This is a genomic window from Vannielia litorea (assembly GCF_019801175.1).
Classification (GTDB): domain Bacteria; phylum Pseudomonadota; class Alphaproteobacteria; order Rhodobacterales; family Rhodobacteraceae; genus Vannielia; species Vannielia litorea_B.
In genome coordinates, this window is the sequence record NZ_JAHVJR010000001.1 from 181,556 (window position 1) to 204,745 (window position 23,190).

Annotated in this window: 23 protein-coding genes; 17 read left to right on the forward strand and 6 right to left on the reverse strand. The window is 66.7% G+C overall.

Translation table 11 applies throughout. The annotated features are described in order from the left end of the window. Positions 1–60: 60 nt before the first annotated feature. The 7 genes from KUV38_RS01015 to KUV38_RS01045 all read left to right on the forward strand — a co-directional run bounded on the left by KUV38_RS01015 (position 61) and on the right by KUV38_RS01045 (position 6,117). Positions 61–1,020, forward strand: coding sequence for a substrate-binding domain-containing protein (locus KUV38_RS01015; protein ID WP_222468276.1), 960 nt, complete (start codon positions 61–63; stop codon positions 1,018–1,020). A gap of 97 nt (positions 1,021–1,117) precedes the next feature. Next, positions 1,118–2,155 carry an ABC transporter permease gene (locus tag KUV38_RS01020; RefSeq protein ID WP_222468277.1) on the forward strand — a complete coding sequence of 346 codons (1,038 nt, stop codon included), beginning with the start codon at positions 1,118–1,120 and terminating at the stop codon, positions 2,153–2,155. 11 nt (positions 2,156–2,166) lie between these two features. Continuing rightward, positions 2,167–2,997 carry an ATP-binding cassette domain-containing protein gene (locus KUV38_RS01025; protein ID WP_222468278.1) on the forward strand — a complete coding sequence of 277 codons (831 nt, stop codon included), beginning with the start codon at positions 2,167–2,169 and terminating at the stop codon, positions 2,995–2,997. Positions 2,998–3,057: 60 nt separating this feature from the next. Then, complete coding sequence (locus KUV38_RS01030) at positions 3,058–4,062, forward strand: Gfo/Idh/MocA family oxidoreductase (protein ID WP_222468279.1); 1,005 nt, start codon at positions 3,058–3,060, stop codon at positions 4,060–4,062. After that, complete coding sequence (locus KUV38_RS01035) at positions 4,059–5,018, forward strand: sugar phosphate isomerase/epimerase family protein (RefSeq protein WP_222468280.1); 960 nt, start codon at positions 4,059–4,061, stop codon at positions 5,016–5,018. The genes KUV38_RS01030 and KUV38_RS01035 overlap by 4 nt, the downstream gene beginning before the upstream one ends. Positions 5,019–5,028: 10 nt before the next feature. Continuing rightward, positions 5,029–5,340 (forward strand): MocE family 2Fe-2S type ferredoxin, encoded by a 312-nt coding sequence (locus KUV38_RS01040; protein ID WP_222468281.1) that lies wholly within the window; start codon positions 5,029–5,031, stop codon positions 5,338–5,340. Positions 5,341–5,343: 3 nt separating this feature from the next. After that, positions 5,344–6,117, forward strand: a complete 774-nt coding sequence (locus KUV38_RS01045; protein WP_222468282.1) for a TIM barrel protein — start codon at positions 5,344–5,346, stop codon at positions 6,115–6,117. Between the two features lie 21 nt (positions 6,118–6,138). Here the strand turns inward: KUV38_RS01045 and argE are convergent, their stop codons facing one another. The 6 genes from argE to KUV38_RS01075 form a co-directional block, all read right to left on the reverse strand. Then, positions 6,139–7,308, reverse strand: coding sequence for an acetylornithine deacetylase (gene argE / locus KUV38_RS01050; RefSeq protein ID WP_261385109.1), 1,170 nt, complete (start codon positions 7,306–7,308; stop codon positions 6,139–6,141). Further along, entirely contained in the window at positions 7,301–7,975 is a 675-nt protein-coding gene (locus tag KUV38_RS01055) for a DUF1028 domain-containing protein (protein ID WP_222468283.1), read from the reverse strand. Before KUV38_RS01055 ends, argE begins: the two co-directional genes overlap by 8 nt. Further along, a complete protein-coding gene (locus KUV38_RS01060) occupies positions 7,972–8,400 on the reverse strand; it encodes a RidA family protein (RefSeq protein ID WP_222468284.1) in 429 nt (142 codons plus the stop codon). Before KUV38_RS01060 ends, KUV38_RS01055 begins: the two co-directional genes overlap by 4 nt. A 1-nt stretch (position 8,401) precedes the next feature. Continuing rightward, positions 8,402–9,532 (reverse strand): aromatic ring-hydroxylating oxygenase subunit alpha, encoded by a 1,131-nt coding sequence (locus KUV38_RS01065; RefSeq protein WP_222468285.1) that lies wholly within the window; start codon positions 9,530–9,532, stop codon positions 8,402–8,404. A gap of 83 nt (positions 9,533–9,615) precedes the next feature. Beyond that, positions 9,616–11,514, reverse strand: coding sequence for a TRAP transporter permease (locus KUV38_RS01070; protein WP_222468286.1), 1,899 nt, complete (start codon positions 11,512–11,514; stop codon positions 9,616–9,618). A gap of 76 nt (positions 11,515–11,590) precedes the next feature. Continuing rightward, positions 11,591–12,514, reverse strand: a complete 924-nt coding sequence (locus tag KUV38_RS01075; RefSeq protein WP_222468287.1) for a TAXI family TRAP transporter solute-binding subunit — start codon at positions 12,512–12,514, stop codon at positions 11,591–11,593. Positions 12,515–12,775: 261 nt separating this feature from the next. Between KUV38_RS01075 and KUV38_RS01080 the strand changes: the two genes are divergently transcribed. The 10 genes from KUV38_RS01080 (at position 12,776) to KUV38_RS01125 (ending at position 23,040) form a co-directional block, all read left to right on the forward strand. Further along, positions 12,776–13,594, forward strand: coding sequence for a 3-methyl-2-oxobutanoate hydroxymethyltransferase (locus KUV38_RS01080; RefSeq protein ID WP_222468288.1), 819 nt, complete (start codon positions 12,776–12,778; stop codon positions 13,592–13,594). Positions 13,595–13,630: 36 nt separating this feature from the next. Further along, positions 13,631–14,635, forward strand: a complete 1,005-nt coding sequence (iolG, locus tag KUV38_RS01085; RefSeq protein ID WP_222468289.1) for an inositol 2-dehydrogenase — start codon at positions 13,631–13,633, stop codon at positions 14,633–14,635. Further along, complete coding sequence (locus tag KUV38_RS01090) at positions 14,632–15,663, forward strand: Gfo/Idh/MocA family protein (RefSeq protein WP_222468290.1); 1,032 nt, start codon at positions 14,632–14,634, stop codon at positions 15,661–15,663. Before iolG ends, KUV38_RS01090 begins: the two co-directional genes overlap by 4 nt. A gap of 91 nt (positions 15,664–15,754) precedes the next feature. Beyond that, positions 15,755–16,525 carry an SDR family oxidoreductase gene (locus KUV38_RS01095; RefSeq protein WP_222468291.1) on the forward strand — a complete coding sequence of 257 codons (771 nt, stop codon included), beginning with the start codon at positions 15,755–15,757 and terminating at the stop codon, positions 16,523–16,525. A 172-nt stretch (positions 16,526–16,697) separates the two neighbouring features. Next, complete coding sequence (locus KUV38_RS01100) at positions 16,698–17,756, forward strand: dipeptidase (RefSeq protein ID WP_222468292.1); 1,059 nt, start codon at positions 16,698–16,700, stop codon at positions 17,754–17,756. 60 nt (positions 17,757–17,816) lie between these two features. Next, positions 17,817–19,418 carry an ABC transporter substrate-binding protein gene (locus tag KUV38_RS01105; protein WP_222468293.1) on the forward strand — a complete coding sequence of 534 codons (1,602 nt, stop codon included), beginning with the start codon at positions 17,817–17,819 and terminating at the stop codon, positions 19,416–19,418. 10 nt (positions 19,419–19,428) lie between these two features. Continuing rightward, positions 19,429–20,487, forward strand: coding sequence for an ABC transporter permease (locus KUV38_RS01110; RefSeq protein WP_410001012.1), 1,059 nt, complete (start codon positions 19,429–19,431; stop codon positions 20,485–20,487). After that, positions 20,484–21,416 (forward strand): ABC transporter permease, encoded by a 933-nt coding sequence (locus KUV38_RS01115; protein WP_222468294.1) that lies wholly within the window; start codon positions 20,484–20,486, stop codon positions 21,414–21,416. The genes KUV38_RS01110 and KUV38_RS01115 overlap by 4 nt, the downstream gene beginning before the upstream one ends. Continuing rightward, positions 21,413–22,270 carry an ABC transporter ATP-binding protein gene (locus KUV38_RS01120; protein ID WP_222468295.1) on the forward strand — a complete coding sequence of 286 codons (858 nt, stop codon included), beginning with the start codon at positions 21,413–21,415 and terminating at the stop codon, positions 22,268–22,270. Before KUV38_RS01115 ends, KUV38_RS01120 begins: the two co-directional genes overlap by 4 nt. After that, a complete protein-coding gene (locus tag KUV38_RS01125) occupies positions 22,267–23,040 on the forward strand; it encodes an ABC transporter ATP-binding protein (RefSeq protein ID WP_261385110.1) in 774 nt (257 codons plus the stop codon). Before KUV38_RS01120 ends, KUV38_RS01125 begins: the two co-directional genes overlap by 4 nt. Positions 23,041–23,190 lie beyond the last annotated feature (150 nt).

Genomic DNA, 23,190 nt, shown 5'->3' on the forward strand with positions numbered 1-23,190 from the left:
GCACCCGAACCTGCACTATCCGCCGCGGAGGCGCGGCACACTTCAAGGGAGGAAACCCAAGTGAAACTGACCAAGACCCTTCTCGCCACCGCCGTGGCCGCAACCATGTCCACCGCTGCTTCGGCGCAGGATATCGCCGTGATCGGCGGCTCCGCCCAGGACGGCTTCTGGAACCTGATCAAGAAGGGCGTGGACGACGCCACCCTGATGGTCGAGGCCAACGGCGGCACCGTGAACTACCTGCTGACCCAGAACTACGACAACTTCGGCCCTGATCTGGTGACCCTGATCGAGCAGGCCGTGGCGCAGGGCGTCGATGGCATCGCCATCCCCAACTGGCTCCCCGAGTCCGAGACCCCGGCCCTGATCGCCGCTGCCGAGGCCGGTGTGGTCATCACCTCTTACAACGCCGGCCAGTCCGAAATGGACAAGTACGGTGCGCTCAACTACTTCGGCTCCGACGAGTATCTCGCCGGTGTCGCGGGCGGCAATTATCTTGCCGAGAAGGGCGCCAAGAAGATCATGTGCCACATCCAGATTCCCGGCGCGATCAACCTCGAAACCCGCTGCGAAGGCGTGGTGGACGGTGCCAAGGAAGCGGGCGCCGAAGTCTACATTGTCCGCGTTCCCGCCAACCTCGACGGCGACATGGTCGGCACCTCCGAGGCCATCAAGGCCGAGCTGATCGCCGATGACTCCATCGACGCCGTCATCAACCTGGCCGCTTGGGCCGCCGATGCCTCCGCTTCGGCCATCGAGCAGCTGGGCAAGGGCGACACCGTCATGCTGGGCACCTTCGACATGTCCGCCTCCGTGCTGGACCGCATCTCGAACGGCACCCAGACCATGGCCATCGACCAGCAGCCCTACCTGCAGGGCTTCCTGGCCACCTCGATGCTCTTCGCCAACCTGAAGTTCGGCACCGAGCTTGCCACCCAGCCCGTGCTCACCGGCCCGGCCATCGTCGACGCCGAAAACGTCGAGTCGGCCATCGAGGGCGTGAAGCTCGGCGCTCGCTGAGCCCATCCAGAGCAAAGGGGTCCGGCCAGGCTGGCCGGACCCGACTACGGCGGCTGGGGCCAGACCCCTCCGCGCAACCCTCCCGGAGGCGGCACAAATGACCGATACGACTTCAAGCACCAGCGCGGAAACGGCCTCTGAGGGCTTCTCGCTGGCTGCCTTCTTCCGCAGCCCTGCAGCAGGGGCATTCATGGGCTTCGTGGTGGTCTTCGTGGTCTTCGCGATCTTCGGGTTCAGCCGCAACTTCCTTTCGATCCCTGGCATCACCACCTGGGTCAACTTTGCCTCCCTCGTCGGCATCATCGCCATTCCCGTGGGCTTCCTGATGATCGCGGGCGAGCTCGACATCTCGACCGGAGCCGTGCTCCCGGCGGGCGCGATGACGGTGGCCATCGTCTCGGGCCACTACGAGCTTCCGGTCCTCGTGGGCATTGCCGCCGCGCTCGCCATCGGCGCGCTGGTCGGCTTCATCAACGGCACCATCGTCACCCGCACCCAGGTGCCGTCGTTCATCGTCACGCTGGCCACGCTCTTCGCCGTCGCCGGGCTGACGCTCTATCTCTCCATCCTCTTCATCAACAACACCAACTCCTTCTACCAGGCCCCCGCCTGGGCCAAGTCGCTCTTCGGCGGCAAGGTCTACGGCTTCAACTCCTCGGTGTTTTGGTGGGCGGCGCTGATCGTCGGGTTCTACTACTTCCTGCACAAGTCGCCCAAGGGGCCCTGGGTCTTCGCGCTGGGCGGCGACCAGGAGAGCGCGCGCAACGCCGGCATCCCGGTGCGCAAGCTGAAGATCGGCCTCTTCATGCTCTGCTCGACCTGCGCCTCCTTCGCCGGTGCGCTCCAGGTTATCACCTTCAACTCGGCCACCAGCCAGGCCAACTTCGGCCTGATCTTCAACACCATCATCTCGGTCGTGGTCGGCGGCGTGCTGCTGACCGGGGGCTTCGGCACCGTCATGGGCATCGTCTTCGGCGTCCTGACGCTGGCCATCGTCACCCAGGCGATCGGCTTTACCGAGATCGACCGCAACCTCTCGTTCCTGATCATCGGCGTCATGCTCCTGATCGCGGTCCTGATGAACGACACCTTCCGCAACCTGGCGACCAGCTGGTCGACCTCGAAGAAGAAGTGAGGAGAACCCCCATGTCCGACAAGACCCCCGTTCTCGAGCTTCGCAACGTCGACAAGTCCTTCGGCCCGATCGACGTGCTCCACGAAATCAGCCTGAAGGTGGGCGAGGGCGAAGTGCTCTGCCTGCTGGGCGACAACGGCGCCGGCAAGTCCACCCTCATCAAGACCCTCGCGGGCGTTCACCAGCCCACCCGCGGCGAAATCCTGATGGACGGCCACGCGGTCAGCTTTGCCAACCCGCGCGAGGCGCAGGAGCGCGGCATCGCCACCGTGCACCAGTTCGGCGGCACCTATCCCCTCATGTCGGTGGGCCACAATTTCTTCATGGGCGCCGAGCCCACCAAGGGGTTCGGCCCGTTCAAGGTTTACGACCGGGCCACCGCAAACCGCATCGCGGTCTCCGAAGTCCAGAAAATGGGCATCACCCGCATCACCGATGGCGACCGTCTCGTCGGTGGCCTCTCCGGCGGTGAGCGTCAGTCGCTCGCCATTGCCCGCGCGGTTTACTTCGGTGCCCGCGTGCTGATCCTCGACGAGCCGACCGCCGCGCTGGGCGTCAAGCAGGCGGCCCACGTGCTTCGCATCGTCAACGAGGCCAAGCGGCGCGGGCTGGCGGTGATCTTCATCACCCACCAGGTCATGCACGCGATGGCCGTGGGCGACCATTTCGCCGTGCTGATCCGCGGTGCCATCGCCGCCGATTTCCGCAAGGGCGAGAAGACCCGCGAGGAGATCGCCGACCTCATGGCAGGCGGCGAGAGCATGGCCGATCTGGAGGCCAACATCGAAGGCTACATGGAAACCCATGATGGCCACCCGCCGCAGGTCACCCCGGCGCAGTAGTTTCTCCCCCGGCGGTCCGGGCCTCTTCCCGGGCCGCCACATTTCTCAAGGATTACCCTGATGACCACCCGCATCGCTGTCATCGGCGCAGGCCTCATGGGCGCCGACCACGCCCGCATCGTGGCCGAGGATCTCCCCGGCGCCACCCTTCAGGTGGTCTGCGACATGGACGAGGCCCGCGCCCGCGCCGTGGCCGATGAGCTTGGCGCCACAGACGCCGCCAGCGACCCCGAGGCCGTGATCGCCCGGGATGACGTGGACGCCGTCATCATCGCCTCCCCCGACTTCACCCACGCGCCGCTCTCACTCGCCTGCATCGCGGCCGGCAAGCCCGTGCTCTGTGAAAAGCCCCTGTCGCAGCATCCTGATGAATGCCTCACCGTCATGCAGGCCGAAGAGGCCGCCGGCCGCCGCTTCGTCATGCTCGGCTTCATGCGTCGCTACGACCAGTCCTACGTGGAGATGAAGCAGGCGCTCGCCTCGGGCCAGATCGGCCGTCCGCTGATGATGCACAACTTCCATCGCAACGTCGAAACGCCCGCCGCCGACTTCACCGGCGCCATGGCCATCACCAACTCCGCCCCGCATGAGTTTGACGTGGTCCGCCATGTCCTCGGCTGCGAATACGCCTCCATCACCGCCCACCAGCCCCGCCGGTCTGATGCGCGCGTGGCCCCCGTGGTGATGGTGCTGGAAACGACTGATGGCCAGCTCGTTACCATCGAGGTCAACAACAACGCCGCCTATGGCTACGATGTCCGCGCCGAACTGGTCGGCGAGGCAGGCTCTATCGCGATGAACAACGTCGCCTACACCCGGACTGACGCCAAACTCGCCTCCGCCACCCGCTACGATGCCGACTGGCGCGCTCGCTACCACGAGGCCTACGTCCGGCAAAACCGCGCCTTCCTCGCCTTCGCCCAAACCGGCACTTTCCCCGAAGTCGCCTCAAGCTGCTGGGATGGCTACTGCGCCGCCATTACCGCTCAGGCCGGGGCAAAAGCGCTTGAAACCGGCACCCGCCAGCCCGTCACCCTGATCGCCAAACCGGAGTTCTACGCATGAAACTCGGCTTCGTCTCCGACAGTCTCGGGGCCTTGCCCTTCGAGGAGATGCTCGACCACACCGCCCGGCTCGGCTGCGATGGCGTCGAGGTCAACACCTGCGGCTGGTCCACCGCCCCCCACTTCGACCTCGCCGCCATGCTGGAAAGCGCCGACAAGCGCGCCGCCTTCCGCTCCGCCTTCGAGAGCCGCGACCTCGAGGTCATCAGCCTCAACGCCAACGGCAACCCCCTCCACCCGACCGACCCAAAGCAGGGCGAGGGGCTGAAAAACACAATCCGCGTCGCCGGCGCCCTCGGCATCAAGACCGTCTGCACCATGTCCGGCCTGCCCGCCGGAAGCGCCACCGACACCATGCCCAACTGGGTGGTTTCGAGCTGGCCGCCCGAGACCCAGACGATCCTGCACTACCAGTGGGAGCAAAAGCTCATCCCCTTCTGGACCGAGATCGCCGCCCTCTGCGCCGAAAACGGAGTCCACCGCATCGCCCTCGAACTCCACGGCAACCAATGCGTCTACAACGTGCCCTCGCTGCTCAAACTACGCGAGGCCGTCGGCCCGGTGATCGGCGCCAACCTCGACCCGTCGCACCTCTTCTGGATGGGCGCCGACCCGCTGGTCGCCGCCGAGGCTCTCGGCCCCGCGCTCTACCACGTCCACGCCAAGGACACGCTTCTCAATGCCCCCGTGCAGGCCACCACGTCCCTGCTGGAGAATGGCTCGCTCATGGATATCCCGGCGCGCAGCTGGTCCTACATCACCCTCGGCTTCGGTCATGGCGAGGAATGGTGGCGCCAGTTCTGCTACCGCTGTCTGATGGCGGGCTACGATGGCTGGCTCTCCATCGAACACGAGGACGTGCTGCTCAACTCGCTGGAAGGGCTCGAAAAATCCGTGGCGCTCTTGAAAGCCGTCATGCCTTCCGCCCCTTCCGACTTCAAACCACAAGACATCTGAGGACACCCCCATGGCAGAATGGATCGACGCCTGCTCCACCGATGACATCGACGCCGAAGACGTGATCCGCTTCGATCACGGCGCGCGCACCTTCATCATCGTCCGCGACCACGAAGATAACTACTACTGCACCGACGGGCTCTGCACCCACGAAGATGTGCACCTCGCCGACGGGCTGGTCGTCGAGGCCACAATCGAGTGCCCCAAGCACTCTTCGATCTTCGATTGCTCCAATGGCGAGGTCGAAACGCCCCCGGCCTGCGAGAACCTGCACACCTACGCCACCAAGGTCGAAGGTGGCCGCGTCTTCGTGGAGCTCTGAGCCATGGCCTTCCAACTCGCCGCCTGCGCCGAGATGCTCTGGCAGGACAAGCCGATCCACTGGCGCGCCGCGCGCCTGCACGAGATGGGCTTCGGCGTCGGCCTCTGGAACTGGCCAGCGTGGGACTTGGACGCGCTGGAGAAGACCGGCGCGAATTTCACCATCATGAACGGCTACCTCGAGGGCCGTCTGGCCGATGACGCGGGCGCTGACATGTTGCTGAAGTCCGCCCGCGAAACCGCGCAGATCGGCAAGCGCCTTGGCGTGGCCCGCCTCAACCTGCACGGCACCGGGCTGGGCGATCAGGGCCTGCCGATCCAGCAGCTTGCCCATGTCGCCCCCGGCATGTGGCTGAAGGCCCGCGATACCCTGCACCGCATCTGCGACATGGCCGAGGAGGAGGGCGTGACCTTCACGCTCGAAAACCTCAACCTGCGCGAGCACCCCGGCTGCCCGTTCAACTCCACCGCCGATGTGCTCAGCCTCGTCGCGGCGGTCGACCGTCCGCAATTGCGGATCAACCTAGACCTCTACCACACCCAGATCGGCGAGGGTGACGTGATCCGCCACGCCGAGGCCTGCCTGCCGTGGATCGGTGAAGTGCAGGTGGCCGACAATCCGGGCCGCTGCGAGCCGGGTACCGGCGAGATGAACTGGCCCGCCATCGCCCGTGCGCTGGATGCGATGGGCTACGCTGGCCCCGTGGGTATGGAGGCCTTCGCCAAGGGCGATCCCGAGGCCGCGCTGCAAGCCTTCCGCGCCGCCTTCACCCTCTGACCGCTCCCGCGCCGGGGCCGCTCAGGCCCCGCGCAACTCCTCCAGCACCCGGCCCAGCATCGCATCGCAGGCCGCAAGCTGGGCCTCCTCCACATACTCATCGGGCTTGTGCCCCTGTCCCTCCATCGAGCCCGGCCCGCAGACCAGCGTGGGGATGCCGAGTCCGTCGAAGGTGCCCGCCTCGGTGCCGAAGGCCACCTTCGTCGTGCCGTTCACCTGCGCCAGCCGCTGCACCAACCCGGTGGCGGCACTGTCCGCTGGGGTGTCGAGGCCGGGGTAGCTGACCATCGACTCCAGCTCGATCCGCCCGCCGGGATTGGCCTGTTCGACCTCTGCGGCCATTGCCTCGATCCGGCCCATCAGAGTCTCCGGCGCATCGGCGGCCAGGTGCCGGAACTCGAAGATCACCTCCGCCCGGTCGGGCACGATATTCAGCGCCGTGCCGCCCGTGACCCGGCCCACATGCAGCGTGGTGTAAGGCACCCCGTAACCCGGATCGCGCGCGCCTTTGGTGGCATAGTCCGCCTGAAGCGCCTGCACTCCGTGCACCAGCCCGGCGGCCAGATGCAGTGCGTTCACGAACCGCGGGGCCAGCGCCGAATGGCCCGCCTCGCCGTGGCACACAGCCCGGATCGCCCGCTTGCCCTTGTGGCCCGTGGCCACCTGCATCTCGGTTGGCTCGCCCACGAGGCAGAGCCGGGGCAGGGGGGTGGCCCCGGCCAGCACATCGCGCATCTTGGCGATGCCGAGGCAGCCCACCTCCTCGTCCCAGGAGATCGAAAGTTTCAAAGGCTCGCGCAGCGCCATGCCCGAGGCGCGGCTCGCCGCACTTAGCATGGCGGCCAGATAGCCCTTCATGTCGGTCGTGCCGCGCCCATAAAGCCTGCTGCCCTCGCGCGTCAGCCGAAACGGGTCGCGGCTCCACGCCTGCCCTTCAACCGGCACCACATCTGTATGGGCCGAGAGCATCACCCCCGCGCCCTCCGGCCCGATCTCGGCAATCAGCCCGGCCTTGGGCGCATCCGGGTCGGTCACGCGCGTCACCCGCGCGCCGTGCTCACGCAGAAACGCCTCCACCCAGTCGATCAGCGCAAGATTGCTCTTGGCGCTTACCGTGTCGAAGGCGATCAGCCGGTCCAGAATATCAACGGTGCTCATCACGCCAGCGGCGGCTGCCTGCGCCTCACTCATCGCCCGGCACCCCGTAGCTCGGCGCGTCCCTCGGGTCGAGCGCGCGTTGCACATAGGCCTCCATCTGCGGTTTGTAGACCTCCCAGGCCGTGGCTACCGCCTCCACCGGGCACTCCTCCGTCCAGTCGCAGCGCAGCTCCGCCAGCGGCCACGGCTGGCGGTCCACCAGCAGCAGCCCGGCCGAATGCACTGGCCCGGCCTCGCCGCCCGCCGCGAGCCCAGCCTTGAGCGCCGCCACCAGCCGGTCGCCCAAATGACCCTCGGCGGCAAGGAACCCCTCCACGATCGCACCCGGCACGCCGTCATTCTCCAAAAGGTTTCCGCCCGCCGCCACGTTCTCGCCCTCGGCCTGCGTCCAGATACCAAGCGCCTTCGGGCCGGAGTGGATCGCCGTGCCGCCCGCCTTGTCCACCGCCAGCACCTGCCGATACTCGATGAAGGCGCCGCGCCGCTTTACCTCGGCCACCGCCTCCGCCGCGCCCATACCGTTCTCCATCAGGTCCAGCGCCATAGGTCCCAGCATCGGATCGGTGATATTCTGGGAGGCCACCGCCCCCACGCCCGCCCGCGCATGGCTGCACCGCGCCGCCACCGCAGGGGAGGACGACGAGATCGCCACGCCAAACATCCCCGTCTCCGCGCAGCGCGCCACCAGCGAAAAGGTCATCCCTCACCCCCTTCGGGGATCACCGCCGTCGCGTCGATCTCCACCAGCCACTCGGGCCGCGCCAGCGCCACCACCACCAGCCCGGTGCAGACCGGATGCACACCCTTGATGTATTCGCCCATCACCCGATAGACGGCCTCGCGGTGCCGTACGTCCGTTAGATAGACCACCAGCTTGACGAGGTGCTCCATCCGCCCCCCGGCCTCCTCGATCAACTGCTTGATGTTGCTCATCACCTTATGCGCCTGCTCCGCCGGGTCGTGGCTTGGCAGGTTCACCGCCGTATCAAGCTCCTGCGGGCATTGCCCCCGCAGCCAGATGATCCGGCCGCCTTCCGTGACCACCGCCTGCGCGAGGTCATTGTCGAGCCGCTGCTCCGGGTAGGTCTCGGCGGTGTTGAACGGGCGAATGCGGGTATGGGCCATGTCAGGCGCTCTCCGTGATGCGGGCCAGCAGATAGCGGGCGAAATCGTAGTTGGGCCGTTCTAGGTGGCTCAGGTGCCCGGGCCGGGCGGCTTGCGATGAAAGTCCGCGATAGACCTTCTCGGTGCAGCCCCGGTCCTCCACGTTCACATCGTCGAGCAGGGTCTTCAGCGCGGTGAAGTTCTCCGCCGCATCCGCATCGCCCGCGTAATCGTCCGACATTCCGCCACCAAAGCGGATCGAAACCTGCCCCGGCCCCTTGGGGTGCAACGACAGATACCAGAAATATCCCGGCGTCAGCGTGATCAGCAGCGAGGGGTAGAGCGCCAGCAGAAAGGTCGTGCGCCGCGCATCCCCTTCCAGCCGGTCGTTCGACGGGTGCGCCATGGCAATCTGCAGCGAGTCGTCCTTCAGGATCGTGTGGTAGTTGAACGCCGCGCGCCCCGGCGGGCAGATCATCTCGTCCAACCGCGACAACCCGCCGATGGTGCCCGCATGGCAGACCGGCAGGTGGTAGCTCTCCATAAAGTTCTCGGCGAGCACCTTCCAGTTGGTGTCCCAGACATGCTCTTCGAAGAAGCTCTCGGTGTAGCGGGCCATGTCATAGCCCGCGATCAGCGCCTTCACCTCCGCCAGCCGTTCCGCCACCGGCGCGGCCTCGGGGTCGAGGGTCACGAAGACCCACCCCAGCCACACCTCGCAGCGCAGCTCCGGCAGCCGGTAGTCACCTTTGCAGAACCCCTCGTTCTGCCCCATCGCGGGCGCGCCGCGCAGGGAGCCATCGAGGTTGTAGGTCCACGCGTGGTAGGGGCAGACGATGCTCCGCACCCGCCCGCGCCCTTCCAGCAGGGTCGACATCCGGTGCAGGCAAACATTGCTCATCGCCCGGATGTCCGCGCCGTCGCGCACCACCACCACCGGCTGCCCCGCCAACTCGCAGGTCAGGTAGTCCCCCGGCTCCGACAGCGCCGAGGCCCGGCCCACGCAGAACCACTCGCGCTTGAAGATGTGCTCAAGCTCCAGCTCCAGAAACGCCTCCGAGGTATAGACCGAAGGCGGCATCGCACGGGCCTGCTCGAAGGGGGCTTCGGCAGCCGCGCGCAACCCGTCGGGGGGGGAGGTGTCCTTTGGCATGGCAGGGGCTCCTTTCGGCCCGAGCTTACCACCGGTTGAGGCAGGTGAAAGTCGGCTTCTCCTAGGTGCCGCTTAGGCCGCCCCTAAGCCGTCCGCCGCAGCACCATCACCACTGCGCCGAGCAGGGCCAGCCCCGCCACTTCGGCCCCGAGGCTCACCGCCCCGCCCACCGGCATCACCAACGCCACCGTCTCCAGCGCCGCCACGGCCACAAACCCGGCCCTGTGCGCCGCCGTCAGCGGGCGGATCATCCAGCCCGTCAGCGCCGTGCCCGCCGCGAAGGTGCCCGCAAAAGCCGCCACGGTCGCCAGCGCGATGTTGCCCGGTGTGCCGATCAGCAGCAATTCCGGCGCGTAGACAAAGAGGAAGGGCGCAACCACCTTCACGAACCCCAGCCGGATCGATTCCATCGCCGTCTCATTCGGCTCCGCCCCGGCAATCGACGCCCCCGCATAAGCCGCAAGCGCGACCGGTGGAGTGATGGCCGAGAGCAGCCCGTAGTAGAAAATGAACATATGTGCCGCGATCACCGGCAGGCCGAACTGCTCAAGCGCCGGGGCGATCAGGATCGCCAGCAGCAGGTAGGCGGCCGAGGTCGGCATGCCGAGGCCCAGCACAAAGCTGGCGACCATCGTCAGCAGCAGCGTCAGCAGCAGCGAGCCCGCCCCGGCGGTGAGGATCAGCGACGATAGCTTCAGCGCCATGCCGGTCAGCGTCAGCACGCCAATCAGCATCCCCGCGATACCCACTGCGGCGACGATGGGCAGCACGTTCTTCACCGTTTCCATCATCACCGCCACAAGGCCCACCGGCCCGATCCGCGTGGCCTTGCCAAAGACCGAAACCACCAGCGTGGTCGCAAGGCAGAGCACGGCAGCGGCGGAGGGCGTGTAGCCCATGGCCAGAAACACGATCAGCCCGACCAGCGGGATCAGCAGATGCCCCCGCTTCAGCAGCACGTCCTTCAGCGCCGGAATTTCGCTCGGGTCGGCGCGGCCAAGGTCATACTTGCCCGCCTCTTCGCGCACGCCCACCAGCAGGGCAAACACGTAAAGCAGCGCCGGGATCAGCGCGGCGGCGGCGATGGTGGCATAAGGCGTCTGGGTGATTTCGGCCATGAGGAAGGCCGCTGCGCCCATGACAGGGGGCATGATCTGCCCCGCCGAAGAGGCCGCCGCCTCAATCGCGCCCGCCACCTTGGGCCGGTATCCCGTGCGCTTCATCAGCGGAATGGTGAAGGTGCCGGTGGTCACGACCCCCGCCACAGCCGACCCGTTGATCGAAGAGAACATGGTGGAGGAGACCACAGCCGTCAGCGCAGGCCCGCCCTGCACCCGGCCCGTCGCCGCATGGGCAAGGTCCACGAACACCTGCCCCAGCCCGGTCTTCAGCAGCAGCGTGCCGAGCAGCGAGAACAGCAGGATGTATTGCACCGCCACACCCATCGGCAGGCCAAACAGCCCCTCGGTGCGCAGGAAGAGGTTGGAGGTCACGCGGCTCAGCGAGTAGCCCGCATGGCCGTATGTGCCGGGGATCATGTCGCCAAAGAAGGCATAGGCCAGCGCCGCCACGCCAAGGCCGACCATCACCCAGCCAATGAGATAACGCGCCAGCACCAGCACGGAAGCGGTGCAGACCACGAACAGCGCCACATCGAGCTCGCTGGCGATCCCGCCCGAGCGCACGATGGAAAGGTAGTTCACCCACAGGTAAGGCCCGGGAATCAGCACCCCTGCGGCCAGCGCGTAGATCACGGGCCGCAGCCATCCCGGTCGCTCGCTCGCCACCACGATCAACCCGGCGGCGACCATCAGCGAAAAGAAGGTCGAGCGCAGCACCAGCGCGGTGATCGATCCATACCACGCCGACCAGATGCACAGCGCGGTCACGGCAATCGAAAGCGCCGCCAGCGCGGCGGTGGCGGCGAGCCGCTCCCAGCGGGGCAGGGCAGGGGCGGGGAGGATATCGGTGATCGGGGTCATTGTCTGTCCTGTCGCCCTTGCGGCGTTGGGGCCGAGGGCGGAGTTGGGCGGGGCCGGTCAGCCCCGCCGAAGGGGCCTACTGCCCGTCGAAATAGGCCTGCGCGCCGGGGTGCAGGTCGATCGGGGTGGAGGTGGCCTTCTCCATCGTGATCTTCTTGGCCGCCGGATGCACCGCGCCCAGCTCTTCGAGGTTGTCGAAGAGGGTCGAGGTGATGCCCTCGATCAGCGCCGGGTCGGCATCGGCTGCGGCAAAGAGGATCGCCGGGTCACCCACGGCCACCACCGCCTCGGCTTCGCCCTCATAGGTGCCGCCGGGGATCTCGATCACCTCGTAGAAGGGGAATTCCTCGATCAGCCCGGTCACGTTGTCTGCTACGACCGGCACCAGCGCCACATCCTCGGTGGTGAACAGCTCGATGAAGGCCGAGGCAGGGGTGCCCGCCAGAATCATCGACCCGTCCAGCTGGCCGTTCTTGATCGCCGCCGTCGCCTCGCCGTAGCTCAGAAAGCTGATGTTGCCGATGTTGAAGGCGTCCTGCGAGGTCAGCAGCCGCTCGGCGAAGACCGAAGAGTTGGAGCCCGGAGGGCCCACCGAGATCTTCAGGTCGGCCAGATCGGCCACGCCGGCGGCGCCGCTGGCGTCGGTCGCGGCGATCTGCAGCACGGCGGGGTAGAGGTAGGCAATCGCCGCCACGTTCTGCGCGTCGCCGTCAAAGGCGCCAGTCCCGCTCTTGGCTTCATAGAGCGTCGAGGCCGAAGAGAAGCCGATGGTCATCTCGCCCGCCGAAACGCGGCGGATGTTCTCGATCGAGGCACCTGTCACCTCGGCATTGGCGCTCACCCCGTCGAGCTTGCGGGTCAGCAGGTCTGCCATGCCCGCGCCCACGGCGTAGAACACGCCGCCGGTGCCACCGGTCCCGATAGAAACCCTGTCCTGCGCCGCCGCGCCAAAGGCGGTGGCTCCGATGAGTGCGGCCGCGAGGCCGATTGACTTGATCATGATGACCCTCCCGTCAATGTTGGTCCGGCCGTCAAGAGTGGCTTGCGGCGCGGTGCCCTACACTTAGCGAAACTTGGGGCCCGAGCGGCCAATAGTTTTTGCGAACGGGCCATTCAAAACCCGTCTGCGGGCGATGACATAAAACCATCATTCCGGCCCGCGGAATCTCTCACCAAATGATGCAAAATGCGGCCTCCCATCTGTGCCTGAAGCCCCGCTTTCAGTAAGCGTAACGGGCCGGAACAAGAGGGAGGAGCGGCGATGTATCACAACCGTCCGCACGTGGAAGATATCCGCGCCATGAAGGCACGCGGCGAGAAGATATCCATGCTCTACGTGACCACGCTGGAAGAAGCCGCCGCCGCCGATGCGGCCGGCATCCACATGCTCTCCATCGAAGGTAAATACTGGTCCCCCGAGATGCGCGAGGCGGCGGGCAGCTGCTTCGTGCAGGTCGGCCTTCCCTACGGCGACAAGGGCACCGTAAACGGCCAGCACCTTGTCACGGCGGAGGATTACATCCGCGCCGCCTACACCTTCGGCGCGATGGGGGGCGATTGCTACTACTGCGCCGCCTCCTTCGATATCCAGAAGGCGATGTGCGACAACCACATCCCCATCGTCGCCCATGTCGGCCTGATCCCCTCCTACATCACCTGGACCGGCTGGCGCGCCGTCGGCAAGGAGGCCGATGAGGCGCTGCGGATCTGGCGTCAGGTCCAGCGGCTCGAGGAGATCGGCTGTTTCGGCGCCGAGCTTGAGGTCGTGCCCGACCGCCTCGGCGCGTGGCTTTCGGCCAATACCTCGATGATCATGCTCGGCATGGGCGCGGGGCCCGGAGCCGATGCGCAATACCTCTTCACCGAGGATGTGCTCGGCCACGGCGCCAACAAGAAGCCCCGCCACGGCAAGCAATACCGCAACTTCAAGGCCGAGTTCGACCGCCTCCAGCAGGAGCGCATCGCCGCCTTCCGCGAGTTCATCGCCGATGTGAATTCCGGCGCCTACCCCGCGCCCGAACATGTCGTCCCGATGAAGGACGACGCCTTCGAAACCTTTCTCAAGCAGGCAGAGGGCTGAGGCCCGCCGACTGCGAAAAACGACAGGAAACACAAGATGCTCAAAGTTGGTCTTCTCGGCGCCGGCCGGATCGGAAACGTCCATGCCCGCGCCATCACCGCCCACCCCGGCAGCCAGCTCGTCGCCGTCTCCGACGTGATGACCGCAAACGCCGAAAAGCTCGCCGCCGCCTATGGCTGCGAGGCCCGCTCCTCGGAAGAGATCATCGCCGACCCGGCCATTGATGCCGTGCTGGTCGCCACCTCCACCGATACCCACTCCGATCTGATCGAGGCGGCCACCGCCGCTGGCAAGGCTGTGCTCTGCGAAAAGCCCGTCGATCTCTCGCTGGAGCGCGCGCAGGCCTGCCTCGCCGCCGCAGAGGCCACCGGCAAGCCGGTGATGATCGGCTTCAACCGCCGGTTCGATCCCAACTTCGGCACCCTGCAAAAGGCGCTTGCCGCGGGCGAAATCGGCAAGGCCGAACTGCTCGCCATCACCTCCTTCGACCCGGCCCCCCCGCCGGTCGAATACGTGAAGGTCTCCGGCGGCCTCTACCGCGACATGATGATCCACGATTTCGACATGGCCCGCTTCATCATGGGCGAGGCCCCGGTGAGCATATCCGCCACCGGCAGCTCCATCGTCGATGAAGCCATCGGCGCAGCGGGCGATGTCGATACCGCCGTCGTCACCATGACCTACGCCAGCGGCGCGATCTGCGTGATCAAGAACTCCCGTCGCGCAGGCTACGGCTATGACCAACGGGTCGAGCTGCTCGGCTCGGAAGGCCTCCTGCAAGCGGGCAACATGCTCGAGAACACCGTGGTCAAAAGCACCACCGCAGGCGTAACCGGCGCCAAGCCCACCTTTTTCTTCCTCGAGCGCTACATGCCCGCCTACGAGGCCGAATGGGCCGCCTTTGTCGAGGCGGTGGAGAGCGGCGGCGCTGTGCCGGTGACCCTTGCCGAAGGCGTCGACGCGCTCGCCTGCGCCGAGGCCGCCACCCGCAGCCAGGCCCAGGGCGGCGCCCCGGTCAAGCTCGCGGACGTGCTGGCATGACCCTGCGCCTTGGCGTCGTCGGCTACGGCACCGGCGGCCAGCACTTTCACAGCCCCTTCGTCCACTCGGCCGAGGGGGTCACGCTGGCCGGCGTGGTCGCCCGCGCGCCTGCCACCGTCGCCAAGGTCCGCGCCGATTGGCCCGATGTGCCCGTCTATGCCTCGCTCACCGATCTGATCGCGGCTGGCACCTGCGATGCCGTCACCATCACCACGCCGCCCGCCACCCGGCGCGCGCTGGTGCTGGAGGCCATCGCTGCCGGGCTGCATGTGGTGGCCGACAAGCCCTTTGCCCCCTCCGCTGCCGATGCCCGCGAACTGGCGCAGGCAGCAGAGGCCAAGGGCGTTCGCCTCGGCGTCTTCCAAAATCGCCGCTGGGATGCCGACCTGCGCACCCTCGCCGCGGTGATCGAGACAGGCCGCCTCGGCACCCTCTGGCGCGTCCACAACCGGATGGATTTTGACGACCCCGCCACGCTGGAGCACGGCCCCGAGGGCGGCCTGCTGCGCGATCTCGGCTCCCACCTTGTCGACCAGATGCTCTGGCTCCTCGGCCCGGTTGCGCACGTGTCGGCCCATCTCGACCATGTCGATATGCCCGAGGGTCTGACCGACGCCGCCTTCCACATCACCCTGAAGCACCAGAGCGGCGTGTTCTCCGTGGTCTCCGCCTCCAAGCTGAACCGGATGAACACCCGTGAGCTGCGCGCCTACGGCGACAAGGGCGCATGGCTCCAGCACGGCACCGATGTGCAGGCGCAGGCCATCTTCGCAGGCCAGCGTCCGTGGGATGACATGGCCGCCTGGGGCCATGAGCCCGAGCACGCATGGGGCACGCTCCACACCGAGGCCGGGGCCGAGCGCCTGTCCTCCGAGCAGGGCCGCTACCACGACTACTACAGCGCCTTCGCCCAGGCCGTCGCCACCGGCGGCCCGCTGCCCGTCAGCGCCGCCGAGGGGGCCGCGGTGCTCGATGTGCTCGACGCCGCCCGCCTCAGCCACGAGCGCGGCACGTCGGTCGCGCTCTAAGCCGCGCCTTGCCCCGGCACCCACCTGCTCCGCCCCTCTGGCCCCCGGCGCAGCGGCGGATTACGGTCGCCCCGAACACCGGGAGGACACCATGACCAAGACCCACGCCAATACCCACGCCCTCATCATCGGCGGCACGCAGGGCCTTGGCCGTGCCATCGCCGAGCAACTGGTGGCCGAGGGCTGCACCAAACTCGTCATCGCCTCCCGCAACGTGCCGCGCGGCGAGGCCGTGGCCGAGGAGATCGGTGCCACCTTCATGCCGGTCGACCTGCTCGATACTGCCGCCACCGTGGAGCTGGTCGAAAAGGCCGCCGCCCACATGGGCCGCCTCGACGCACTGGTCAATTCGGCGGCCCTGACCGACCGTGGCACCGTGCTCGACACCTCGCCCGAGCTTTGGGACAGGCTGATGACAGCCAACGCCCGCTCGCCCTACTTCGCCCTCCAGCGCATGGCCCAGCTCGCCATCGAGGCGGGCCACCCGGCCTCGGTCGTCAACATCCTCTCCATCGTCGTCCACGGCGGCCAGTCCTTCCTGTCGCCCTACGCCGCCTCCAAGGCGCTCATGGTCAACGTCACCAAGAACGCGGCCAGCACGCTCTCGCATCACCGCATCCGGGTGAACGGCATCAACTGCGGCTGGATGGATACGCCCGGCGAAGACGAGATTCAGCGCAAGTATCACGACGGCGGCGACGACTGGCTCGAGAAGGCCGAGGCGCGCATGCCCTTCGGCATGCTGGTCAAAACGCCCCATGTCGCCCACCTCGCCAGCTACCTGCTGAGCGAGAACGCGGGCGTCATGACCGGCGCCTGCATCGACTTCGATCAGGTCGTCCCCGGCATGTATCCCGAGTGACCGCCGGATTTTCTTGCTGCAATTACGCGGCCCTGTCGTCTTCACTCCCGCGCCGCGCCTGAGGCGCGCCTGCAGGGGCCCGTTGCAGGGCCGCTACGGCCCCGCCGACAGCCCCCTTGCGCCCGATGCTTGACTCTGTCAGCCTTTCTCCGAAACCACTTCGGATACCCCAATGACAGACTGGCCCGCCCCCCGCATCTTCGACGGACACAACGACACGCTCCTGCGGATCATGTCCGGCAAGATCACCGCGCAAGACGTGGCCGCAGGCCTCCCCGATGGCCATATCGACCTGCCCCGTGCCAAGCAGGGCGGCTTCGGCGGCGGCTTCTTCGCCATGTTCGTCCCCAGCCCCGCCGACAAGGCGGTGCGCTACGAGGTGATGGAGAACCCGCCCTACGACCTGCCCCTGCCGCCGCCGATTCCGCAGGCCGAGGCGTGGGATTTCGTCACCCGCGAATTTGCCGAACTGGAGGCGCTGGAGGCCGCCGGGGCCGTCACCCTCTGCCGCACCGCCGCCGAGATCGAGGCCGCGCTGCAGGGTGAGCGCATGGCCGCCGTCGCCCACATCGAAGGCGCCGAGGCCATCTCCGAAGGCTGCGAAGAGCTGGAGCAACTCCACGCCCGCGGCCTGCGGTCGCTCGGCCCGGTCTGGTCGCGCCCCACCGTGTTTGGCGAGGGCGTGCCCTTCCGCTTTCCCTCCACCGGCGATATCGGCCCCGGGCTGACCGAGGCGGGCAAGCGGCTGGTCGCGGAGTGCAACCGGTTGAAAATCATGCTCGATCTCAGCCATCTCAACGAGAAGGGCGTCGATGACATCGCCGCGCTGACCGATGCGCCATTGGTCGCCACCCACTCCAACGCCCATGCCGTCACGCCCCACTCGCGCAACCTCACCGACCGCCAGCTCGCCCAGATCGCCGAGACCGGCGGCATGGTCGGCATCAACTTCGCCTCCGCCTTCCTGCGGACCGACGGCAAGATGCTGGCGGACTTTTCGCTTGACCTGATGATGCGTCACCTTGACCATCTGGTAAAATTCCTCGGCGAGGACGGCGTCGGCTTCGGCTCCGATTTCGACGGCGCCCTCGTTCCGCAGGAGATCACGGATTGTGCCGGCCTGCCCAATCTTCGGGCAGCGCTGCGCAAACATGGGGTGGATGATGCGCTCATGCACAAGCTGGCCCATGGTAACTGGTTGCGCGTGTTGCGCGCGACATGGGGAGAATGACCCCATCCATAAATGAGGCGGCAGGCAAATGACCGCGTCAACAACAGGGAGTTCTGATCAATGACACATCGCAAACTTCTGCGAACCACGGCCCTTGTGGCAGCCCTCATGGGCGGCATGGCCGCGCCGGTTCTGGCCGAGACACCGCCCAACATGCTGGTGATCGCCAACCGGATCGACGACATCAAAACCTTCGACCCGCAGGAGAGCTTCGAGTTCGCCGGCGCCGACGTGTCGCGCAACGTCTACGAAAAGCTGGTCAACTTCGACCCGATGGATCTTGACGCCGGGTTCGGCCCGCAGCTGGCTGAAAGCTGGGAGATCTCCGAGGACGGCAAGACCATCACCTTCAAGATCGCCGAGGGCCACGTCTTCTCCTCCGGCAACCCGGTGACCGCCAAGGACGTGGAGTTCTCGCTGCGCCGCGCCGTGAAGCTCGACAAGACGCCGTCCTTCATCATCACCCAGTTCGGCCTGACCGCCGACAACGTGGACGAGATGGTGCAAGCGACCGATGACATGACCGTCTCGGTCACGCTCGACAAGCAGTATGCCCTCTCCTTCGTGCTCAACTGCCTGACTGCCACCATCGGCGGCATCGTGGATATGGAAACCGCAATGGCCAACGAGGTCGACGGTGACATGGGCAACGAGTGGCTCCGCACCAACACCGCCGGCTCCGGCCCCTACAAGGTGGTCGACTGGAAGCCCAACGAGTCCGTGCTGATGGACCTGAACCCCAACTATCACGGCGACAAGCCGGCGATGGAGCGGATCATCGTCCAGCACATCCAGGAGAGCGCCACCCAGCGGCTCCAGCTCGAGCGCGGTGACATCGACATCGCCCGCAACCTCTCCCCCGAGGACGTGGCCGGCGCGATGGAAGTCGACGGCGTGAAGGTGCTCGACGAGCAGCGCGGCCAGATCATGTACTGGGCCGCCAATCAGAAAAACGAGATGCTCTCCGACCCCAAGGTGCTCGAAGCGCTCAAGTGGTCGGTCGACTATCAGGGCATGGCTGACAGCTTCCTCAAGGGCCAGTGGATCGTGCATCAGGCCTACCTGCCGCTCACCTTCCTCGGCGCGCTGGAAGACAAGCCCTTCGGCCTCGACATGGACAAGGCCAAGGCGGCACTGGCTGAATCGGGTTTCCCAGATTGCGGCCCGATCAAGATCTCGGTCCGCGAGGCGCAGGAGCGGATGGACATCGCCCAGTCGCTGCAAAACACATGGGGCCAGCTCGGCTGCGAGGTGGAGCTGATCGTCGGCACCGGCGCGCAAACCCTCGACCGCTACCGCGCCCGCGAGCATGACATCTACGTCGGCGCATGGGGCCCGGACTATCCCGACCCCAACACCAACGCCGGCACCTTCGCCGCCAACCCCGACAATGCCGACGAGGCCGGCAACACCGGCTACCTCGCATGGCGCAACGCCTGGGATGCGGCCGCCTTCAACGACGGCACTCTCGCCGCGGTGGTCGAGAACGACACCGAGGCGCGCAAGCAGATGTATCTCGACAGCCAGGCGCAGTTCCAGCAGGAGTCCCCGTTCGGGATCATGTTCCAGCGGATCGAACAGTCCGGCCTGCGCTCCAACGTCGAGAACTGGGTCGTCGGTGGCGCCACCACCGCCGTGTCTTACTGGGTCGTGACCAAGTAAGCGCCGCCCAGTGACAGAAGTAACACAGCACTCGGAGGACCGGCGCGGGCCGGTCCTCCCCCCTTGGCTCAAGAAGCTGGCCGCCACGCTGCTCACCGTGGCCGTCACCTTGTTGGGTCTTCTCTTCGTGACCTTCATGATCGGCCGCGTGATGCCGATCGACCCGGTCCTCGCCGTCATCGGCGAGCGGGCGACACAGGCGCAATACGATGCCGCCTACCTCGAGCTGGGGCTCGACAAGAGCCTGCTTGAGCAGTTCTTCATCTACGTCCGCGATGTGCTCTCGGGCGATTTCGGCAAATCCATCCGCACCGGCCAGCAGGTGACCACCGACATCGCCCGCGTCTTCCCCGCCACGCTGGAGCTGGCGACGCTGGGCACAATCATCGGCATCGTGCTGGGCGTGCCGCTCGGCGTCATGGCCGCCGTCTATCGCGGCTCGTGGATCGACCAGACCGCCCGCTTCGTCGGCCTCATCGGCTACTCCATGCCGATCTTCTGGCTCGGCCTCGTCGGCCTGCTGATCTTCTACGGCATCCTCGACTGGGTCGAAGGCCCGGGCCGCCTTGGCGTGTTCTATCAGGGCCTCGTCACCGAGCGTACCGGCCTGCTGCTGGTGGATTCAGCCATCGATGGCGATTGGACCGTGTTCAAAAACGCCTTCGGCCACATCATCCTGCCCGCCGCGCTGCTGGGTTATTACTCTCTGGCTTACATCAGCCGGATGACCCGCTCGTTCATGCTGGAGCAGCTGAACTCCGAGTATGTCACCACCGCGCGGGTCAAGGGCCTCTCCGAGCGCAAGGTCATCTGGCGCCACGCCTTCCGCAACATCCGCATCCAGCTCATCACCGTGATCGCGCTGGCCTATGCCAACCTGCTCGAAGGCTCGGTGCTGACCGAGATCATCTTCGCCTGGCCCGGCCTCGGCAGCTACATCACCACCTCGCTTCTGGCCAATGACATGAACTCGGTGCTCGGCGGCACGGTCGTGATCGGCACCATCTTCGTGGGGCTCAACATCTTCTCCGACCTGCTCTACCGCTTCTTCGATCCGAGGGCGAAATGACGGAGCTTCCCAACCCTGCCCCCAAACCCACATGGCGCGAATGGCTGATGACCGATGCGCCCGCCTCGCGCCGTCAGGCCCGCGCCGCCGCATGGTATGCCGGCTGGTGCGCCTTCCGCGGCAACACGCTGGCGATGGCCGGCCTCATCGTGCTGATCGTGCTCATCCTCGCCGCCGTCTTCGCGCCGTGGCTCGCCACCCACGACCCCTTCGCGCAGGATCTCGCCATGCGCCTGAAGGCACCGGGGGAGGAGGGCTTTCTGCTCGGGTCGGATTCGCTCGGGCGTGATATCTACTCCCGCCTGCTCTTCGGCGCGCGCATCTCGCTTTACATCGTCGCGCTGGTCGCTCTCGTGGCACCCCTGCTGGGCCTGATCATCGGCACCATCGCGGGCTACATGGGCGGCTGGGTCGATGTGGTGCTGATGCGCTTCACCGACATCTTCCTCGCCTTCCCCCGGCTGATCCTCGCGCTTGCCTTCGTGGCGGCGCTGGGCGCGGGCATCGAGAATGCCGTGCTGGCAATATCGCTCACCGCATGGCCGCCCTACGCCCGGATCGCGCGGGCCGAAACGCTCACGATCCGCAACTCCGACTATATCCACGCCATCCGCCTGCAGGGTGCAGGGGCCGTGCGCATCATCACCCGCCACGTCTGGCCGCTCTGCATCAGCTCGCTGGTGATCCGCGTCACCCTCGACATGGCGGGCATCATCCTCACCGCCGCAGGCCTCGGCTTCCTCGGCCTCGGCGCCCAGCCGCCGTCGCCGGAATGGGGCGCGATGGTCTCGGAGGGCCGCAAGTACATCCTCGACTACTGGTGGGTCGCCACCATCCCGGGCCTTGCCATCTTCGCCATCTCCCTCGCCTTCAACCTGCTGGGCGACGGGCTGCGCGACGTGCTGGACCCGAAGGAGAGCAAATCGTGAGCGATACCCTCCTCGATGTCGAAAATCTCTGGGTCCGCTTCCCCACCCGCAACGGCATCTTCGATGCGGTGCGCGGCATCTCCTTCTCGCTCGGGCGCGAGCGCCTCGGAATCGTGGGCGAGAGTGGCTCCGGCAAGTCGATGACCGGCCGCGCCGTGCTCAAGCTCATTCGCAAGCCCGGCTTCGTGGAAGCGGACAAGATGCAGATGGGCGAGACCGACCTGCTCACCGCCTCGGAGCGCGACATGCGCGCAATTCGGGGCCGCCATGCCGCGATGATTATGCAAGACCCCAAGTTCTCGCTGAACCCGGTGATGACGGTCGAGCAGCAGATGGTCGAGGCCCTGACCACCCATGAGAGGGTGAGCCGCCGCGAAGCCCGATCCCGCGCCCTCGAGATGCTCGACGCGGTGGCGATCCGCGAGCCGGAACGGGTGCTCAAGCTCTACCCCCACGAGGTCTCCGGCGGCATGGGCCAGCGCATCATGATCGCCATGATGCTGATCCCCGACCCCGAGATCCTCATCGCCGACGAGCCCACCTCGGCGCTCGACGTGTCGGTGCAGCTTCAGGTGCTGGAGATCATGGACAAGCTGGTGAAGGACCGGGGCATGGGCCTCATCTTCATCAGTCACGACCTCAACCTCGTTGCCAATTTCTGCGACCGGGTGGCTGTTATGTACGCTGGCCGGATCGTCGAGGTCTGCGAGGCGGGCAAGCTGCAAGAGGCGCAGCACCCCTACACCCGCGGCCTGCTCAACGCGGTGCCCGACCTCGAACACCCCCGCGACCGGCTGGAAGTGCTGGAGCGCGATCCGGCTTGGCGCGAGGCACCCTCGGTGAGCGCACGATGAACATGGCAAACGACAACGGCGCAATCGACATTCGCAACCTCCGCGTCTGGTTCGGCGAGGGCGCGGCCCGCAACGTCGCCGTAAAGGGCGTGAACCTCGCCGTCGGCGCAGGCGAGAGCTTCGGCCTCGTGGGCGAGAGCGGCTCGGGCAAATCCACCGTGCTCCGCGCCATCGCCGGGCTGGTCGAAAGCTGGGACGGGTCGATTACCGTCGGCGGTGAGAGCCTGCGCCAGAAGGGCCGCTCGAAGGCCTTCTACAAGACCGTACAGATGGTCTTCCAAGACCCCTACGCTTCGCTCCACCCCCGCCACACGGTCGACCGGGTTCTGGGCGAGACCCTGCAACTTCACGGCTTCTCTGATATCGACGCCCGCATCACTCGCCTGCTCGACTCGGTCGGCCTCGGCGGCGGCTTCCGCTTCCGCTACCCGCACCAGCTTTCGGGCGGCCAGCGCCAGCGCGTCGCCATCGCCCGCGCCCTCGCCCCAGAACCCCGCATCCTGCTGCTGGACGAGCCGACCTCCGCGCTCGACGTGTCAGTGCAGGCCGAAATCCTCAACCTGCTCAGCGACCTGCGCAGCGAGATGGGCCTCACCTACCTGATGGTCAGCCATGACCTCGGCGTTGTGGGCCACATGTGCGGGCAGGTCGCGGTGATGCAGCAGGGCGAGATCGTCGAAGAACTCGGCGTGGCCGAAATGCGCAAACTGCAAGCCAACCACCCCTACACCAAGCACCTGCTCGAAAGCTCGCTGGGCGCGATCCGCTGACGCCTCCGGGCGGCGTGGAGCGCACGGGGTATTTGCAGCCAGAAAACGGGGCAGGACACGCCGGTTTCTGGTGTGCCGCAAAATTCGGCTCCCCGCCCAAGTTTTGCGCAAGCACCGATCCCGCCGCCACACCGCCCCGCCAGCCCGGCG

Coding starts and splice junctions, on each gene's coding strand:
- KUV38_RS01020 (WP_222468277.1), top strand. CDS start 1,118: ATGACCGATACGACTTCAAGCACCAGCGCGGAAACGGCCTCTGAGGGC.
- KUV38_RS01025 (WP_222468278.1), top strand. CDS start 2,167: ATGTCCGACAAGACCCCCGTTCTCGAGCTTCGCAACGTCGACAAGTCC.
- KUV38_RS01030 (WP_222468279.1), top strand. CDS start 3,058: ATGACCACCCGCATCGCTGTCATCGGCGCAGGCCTCATGGGCGCCGAC.
- KUV38_RS01035 (WP_222468280.1), top strand. CDS start 4,059: ATGAAACTCGGCTTCGTCTCCGACAGTCTCGGGGCCTTGCCCTTCGAG.
- KUV38_RS01040 (WP_222468281.1), top strand. CDS start 5,029: ATGGCAGAATGGATCGACGCCTGCTCCACCGATGACATCGACGCCGAA.
- KUV38_RS01045 (WP_222468282.1), top strand. CDS start 5,344: ATGGCCTTCCAACTCGCCGCCTGCGCCGAGATGCTCTGGCAGGACAAG.
- argE (WP_261385109.1), bottom strand. CDS start 7,308: ATGAGTGAGGCGCAGGCAGCCGCCGCTGGCGTGATGAGCACCGTTGAT.
- KUV38_RS01055 (WP_222468283.1), bottom strand. CDS start 7,975: ATGACCTTTTCGCTGGTGGCGCGCTGCGCGGAGACGGGGATGTTTGGC.
- KUV38_RS01060 (WP_222468284.1), bottom strand. CDS start 8,400: ATGGCCCATACCCGCATTCGCCCGTTCAACACCGCCGAGACCTACCCG.
- KUV38_RS01065 (WP_222468285.1), bottom strand. CDS start 9,532: ATGCCAAAGGACACCTCCCCCCCCGACGGGTTGCGCGCGGCTGCCGAA.
- KUV38_RS01070 (WP_222468286.1), bottom strand. CDS start 11,514: ATGACCCCGATCACCGATATCCTCCCCGCCCCTGCCCTGCCCCGCTGG.
- KUV38_RS01075 (WP_222468287.1), bottom strand. CDS start 12,514: ATGATCAAGTCAATCGGCCTCGCGGCCGCACTCATCGGAGCCACCGCC.
- KUV38_RS01080 (WP_222468288.1), top strand. CDS start 12,776: ATGTATCACAACCGTCCGCACGTGGAAGATATCCGCGCCATGAAGGCA.
- iolG (WP_222468289.1), top strand. CDS start 13,631: ATGCTCAAAGTTGGTCTTCTCGGCGCCGGCCGGATCGGAAACGTCCAT.
- KUV38_RS01090 (WP_222468290.1), top strand. CDS start 14,632: ATGACCCTGCGCCTTGGCGTCGTCGGCTACGGCACCGGCGGCCAGCAC.
- KUV38_RS01095 (WP_222468291.1), top strand. CDS start 15,755: ATGACCAAGACCCACGCCAATACCCACGCCCTCATCATCGGCGGCACG.
- KUV38_RS01100 (WP_222468292.1), top strand. CDS start 16,698: ATGACAGACTGGCCCGCCCCCCGCATCTTCGACGGACACAACGACACG.
- KUV38_RS01105 (WP_222468293.1), top strand. CDS start 17,817: ATGACACATCGCAAACTTCTGCGAACCACGGCCCTTGTGGCAGCCCTC.
- KUV38_RS01115 (WP_222468294.1), top strand. CDS start 20,484: ATGACGGAGCTTCCCAACCCTGCCCCCAAACCCACATGGCGCGAATGG.
- KUV38_RS01125 (WP_261385110.1), top strand. CDS start 22,267: ATGAACATGGCAAACGACAACGGCGCAATCGACATTCGCAACCTCCGC.